At 40.9% G+C, this 3,901-nt stretch carries 6 protein-coding genes; 1 reads left to right on the top strand and 5 read right to left on the bottom strand.

Annotated features, from left to right (window positions below; translation table 11 throughout):
- Positions 1-295: 295 nt before the first annotated feature.
- Entirely contained in the window at positions 296-418 is a 123-nt protein-coding gene (locus tag IQ224_RS24715) for a hypothetical protein (RefSeq protein WP_002741596.1), read from the top strand.
- A 110-nt stretch (positions 419-528) separates the two neighbouring features.
- On the opposite strand, the gene IQ224_RS22405 is transcribed toward IQ224_RS24715, so the two are convergent.
- The 5 genes from IQ224_RS22405 to IQ224_RS22390 all read right to left on the bottom strand — a co-directional run.
- Positions 529-2,055: a hypothetical protein gene (locus tag IQ224_RS22405; RefSeq protein WP_194033510.1), complete on the bottom strand. Its 1,527-nt coding sequence runs from the start codon at positions 2,053-2,055 to the stop codon at positions 529-531.
- 116 nt (positions 2,056-2,171) lie between these two features.
- Positions 2,172-2,462, bottom strand: coding sequence for a hypothetical protein (locus tag IQ224_RS24710; RefSeq protein ID WP_002741600.1), 291 nt, complete (start codon positions 2,460-2,462; stop codon positions 2,172-2,174).
- A gap of 31 nt (positions 2,463-2,493) precedes the next feature.
- Positions 2,494-3,258, bottom strand: coding sequence for a homoserine O-acetyltransferase (gene metX, locus IQ224_RS22400; protein WP_002741602.1), 765 nt, complete (start codon positions 3,256-3,258; stop codon positions 2,494-2,496).
- Positions 3,259-3,273: 15 nt separating this feature from the next.
- The gene (locus IQ224_RS22395; protein WP_002741603.1) at positions 3,274-3,399 is read right to left on the bottom strand and encodes a PLP-dependent transferase; all 126 of its coding nucleotides are present in this window, start codon (positions 3,397-3,399) and stop codon (positions 3,274-3,276) included.
- Positions 3,400-3,687: 288 nt separating this feature from the next.
- On the bottom strand, positions 3,688-3,901 hold a 214-nt coding region (locus tag IQ224_RS22390), incomplete at its 5' end, for a transposase (RefSeq protein WP_194032863.1).

Genomic DNA, 3,901 nt, shown 5'->3' with positions numbered 1-3,901 from the left:
TCTTTTGATATTAACTTATTTGTGCCTTAAGTCCTTTCCTGTATGAATTTCAGCTACTTTTGAGCTTAGGTACTCTCATTGAATTTTATTTTAAGTTAATTATTTGCATAACAATTCCCGAAGAGCCACCAAGTAATACTAAATTCTCTTGAAAAGTTATAAAAGAATTTGGTCTGAGAATTAAAAAACAACCCTATCCCAAGAAGATGACCGCGGCCTTAAGTGCCAACGCACGGGGTGGTAAGGTGGTTTTCGTCATTGATTATCAGATTTAAACGGGCGATCGGAGGTATGTATGATAAAACGCGAGTTTGAATCGATGAGTCGCGAGGAACTACGGAGTTATATTCTCGAACATAGAGAGGACGAGAGGGCCTTTCAAATTTATCTCGATCGGGTGACGGCCGAACCGGGATAAATTTATCCCGCACCGCGTTCGATCGAGGATTTAAGTCATTTTCCCGATCTCGTGACCAAAAATCGTCGCAATAAACAACAGAAAATATAAATTCAAAGCATAAAAGCCTATTAATAAAAGTCCTTTAAATGTCTATAATTATGTCCTTGATTATCAGGGTTAATTGAAGAATTACTTTGTTTAGGTAACATTGATTCCGCCCAATTTTCTAGGCTTCTATCATATATCCGATCCTCGAACTCATGTAAAGATCGAACAATAGGAGGCATAGAAAGATTCAAATGATCGCAATAATCTGTAGATTTAACTATCGATTCAAAGACATTAGATGCTAGTAGTGCATCATAAAATGTAAGAATTAGTGGGATCACAGGTTTATCTTTTAGTTTAAGAGCTTCAATAGTTGATGATATTTGTTCTGTAGCACCATGAATTCTTCCCCACAAACTCGCCAATCCTTTGGGATCAAAATATACGCTTGTATCGGAAGACATTAAAGAATTTTTGCATTCAATAATAATATAAACATTAGGTAAAGTAATTAGAAAATCAGCCCTTTTGTCGTGAGAGCTTTGTGGATTTTCAACCTCTCTAATCTTTTCAAAACAGTTAGGTGCGATTATAGGTAATAAAACGTTAGCAAGATATTGTTCAAAAGCTTGATCCAAAATCTTATTAGATGGAAGATGCTTGCATGTTATATTCCAAGAAGATTCCATTAATGAACACGCGTCTGGCAAACAATATTTATCTTGACCCAGATCAATAAAAGGATAATCGAGAAAAGAATTATAAAAGAAAGGATGATAGACTTCACTTGTATTATTTAACCTTTCTGTAACTATATTACGGAATGAGTCACGATCACTCGAACTAAAAACTCGACTATTTAAACGAACAAAAATCCTTAGATTTTCTTCGGTATAACCTTTAGATTTCAGTTCGTCATCAAAATCTATACTTTTTTTAAAATCTAGTACACCTCGAAATCTCGTTTTCAAAAAACATCCGATGCTAGACATAAACTGAACAAAATAAAATTCATGATTTAATTTAGTGGAGGATTCAAAAAAATTTATAGTATTTAAGTCTATAGAATTTAGAATTTCAAAAACCTTCATAGTTCGTTGTACACGAGCAAGTTGTACAAGAGCAAGGGGGGTCCAAAATCCAGAATTTTGAAAAAGTGCCTGACGCTGTAAGAAAAGATGGCCTCCATTTTTGCGTATTAGTTCTTTGGTGAAAATATCACTTAGAAGCAATTTCCAGTTACGAACAGTTTTGTAATTCTCTCGCTCCCAAGTATGTAAATCATTAAAGATATATTCTGCTTCCGTATCTAGGAGGGTTTTATCTGAAATGGTATGATTAGCAAAATTGGACAAGACATCAATGAGACTTTCAAATTCTTGAAAAGTAATCGCTTGATTACCGTAAGGATTTCCTGCACTCGCAAGCAAGATCAAGCGTAAAGCATAATTTCGTCTGGAATTTTTTTTTACCTGTCCTAGACGCGATATTCGAGGTCCCCCATTTTGCCATTCTTGCCAACATACACTTGTACCAACTTCTACAAACGAGTTAGAGTTATAACGAAGGAGATATTCACGAAGCTCTTTGATACTTTTAAATTCCATTGAACGAGTTCGGGGAGTTAATACGAACGATTAAAGCAAACTTCCTTTCTCTAATTTTAACAAGATTTCCTCTCAAACATCCCGATCGCCTCCAGCGCAGCAATGCCGATCGCTCTCTACCCCACCATCCCCAACCCGCGACCATTTCCCATTTCCCACCTATTCCCGAAAGTGACGAGAAGATCATTCAATGCGTCCATATCGCCATCCATTAAAAACGCATCGTGACCGTGCGGCGATCGCAACCAGAATAATTCAGAATTGGGGATATATTTCGCCAACTCCTCTTGTTCCACGGGAGGATAAAGAAGATCCGAATCGATCGCCACGATCGCAGTCGGTTGATCAATCGACTGTAAAACCGATTCGTAACTTTTTCCCGTCCGGGTGACATGATGACGATCCATCGCCCTACTTAAGGTGATATAAGCATTAGCATCAAAACGTTCGACTAACTTTTTCCCCTGATATTCTAGATAGCGGGCGATCGTGAACTCTCCCCCCTCCCCGTACTCGCGGCCGAAACTCAAAACTGGCGTGCGATCGGTAGGTAGTCATCGCCATCATCCAGGCTGCCGATAAACCCCGGGACGGAGGGCGATTGATCGCATAATTTCCCCCTTGCCAATGGGGATCGGCGTAGATCGCCCCCCTTTGGGCCTCTCCTAGCGCGATACACCAGGCCGAATGTCGTCCCGAAGCGGCAATCACAGCGATCGATCGCGTCCTCTCTGGGTACAGTAGTGCCCATTCCAAAACCTGCATCCCTCCCAAGGCTCCCCCGATCACCAATCGCAAAGACTCGATCCCCAACGCATCCATCAACACCCCTTGCAGGTGAACCAGATCCCGAATGGTGATCTCTGGGAAAGTCGGGCCGTAGGGTTTACCGGTACGGGGATCGATCGAAGTGGGGCCGGTCGTCCCGTAGCAACTGCCGAGAATATTGCTACAGACAATAAAATCGCGGGTGGGATCGAGAACGCGTCCGGTTCCTAACAAAGGTTCCCACCAAGCTTCCACGTCGGCCGATCCCGTGAAGGCGTGACAGACAATAACCCCGTTATCCCGCTTGTTATTCAAAATTCCCCAGGTTCGATAGGCGATCCGCACCCTTTCGAGAACCGCCCCCGATTCGAGAACAAAAGGACGCGGTGGGGAATAGAAACGGATTTCCGGGGAGATCAAGTCTAGGCGATCCATGGGCGGGGTGGTGGGTTATAAACTCTGGAAAGTTTGCTGGAAATCCTCGATAATATCGTCAATATGTTCCAAACCCACGGAAACGCGGATTAATTCGGGCGTTACTCCCGCCGATCGCTGTTCTTCCTCGTTTAATACCATTTTTCTAAATTCCTGACAGACATAGAGCTTCTAAAATCCAAGACCATCCCGTCAAATAGATCTCTTGCATAAGTCTAGACAAAATAGGATAAAATAGTCCAAGAGTTAAGATTGAAAGATGACTTACGAACAAGTAAAAACTTTAAAGCCAACAGAGTTCAAACGCTTGTGTGGCGTGTATCCAGATACATTTAAGGATATGGTAACAGTCCTAAAGGCAGAAAAAGTTTGGCAAAAAAAGACAGGTAGACCTAGCAAATTGAGTACGGAAGACCAACTACTAAGTACCTAGGCAAAATTAATTACATACTCGCCTCCAAAATTGTCCAGCACTTTTTTAACGTAAGCGAGGAGGCTCTTTCGGTCTTTATAGGCGCTAAATTCAATCCATTCATATTTTAAAAATCTCCATAATATTTCAATTAAATTTAAATGAGGTGAATAAGTGGGCAACCAAAATATTTTCAAGTTTTTCTTTTCCCATTCCTCAAGTTTCTCGATA

Origin of the sequence: Microcystis sp. LEGE 00066 (genome assembly GCF_015207925.1) — a bacterium.
GTDB classification, from domain to species: domain Bacteria; phylum Cyanobacteriota; class Cyanobacteriia; order Cyanobacteriales; family Microcystaceae; genus Microcystis; species Microcystis ichthyoblabe_A.
The sequence above is the reverse complement of the archived record's forward strand: the minus strand, read 5'-3'. Positions and strand labels throughout refer to the sequence as shown.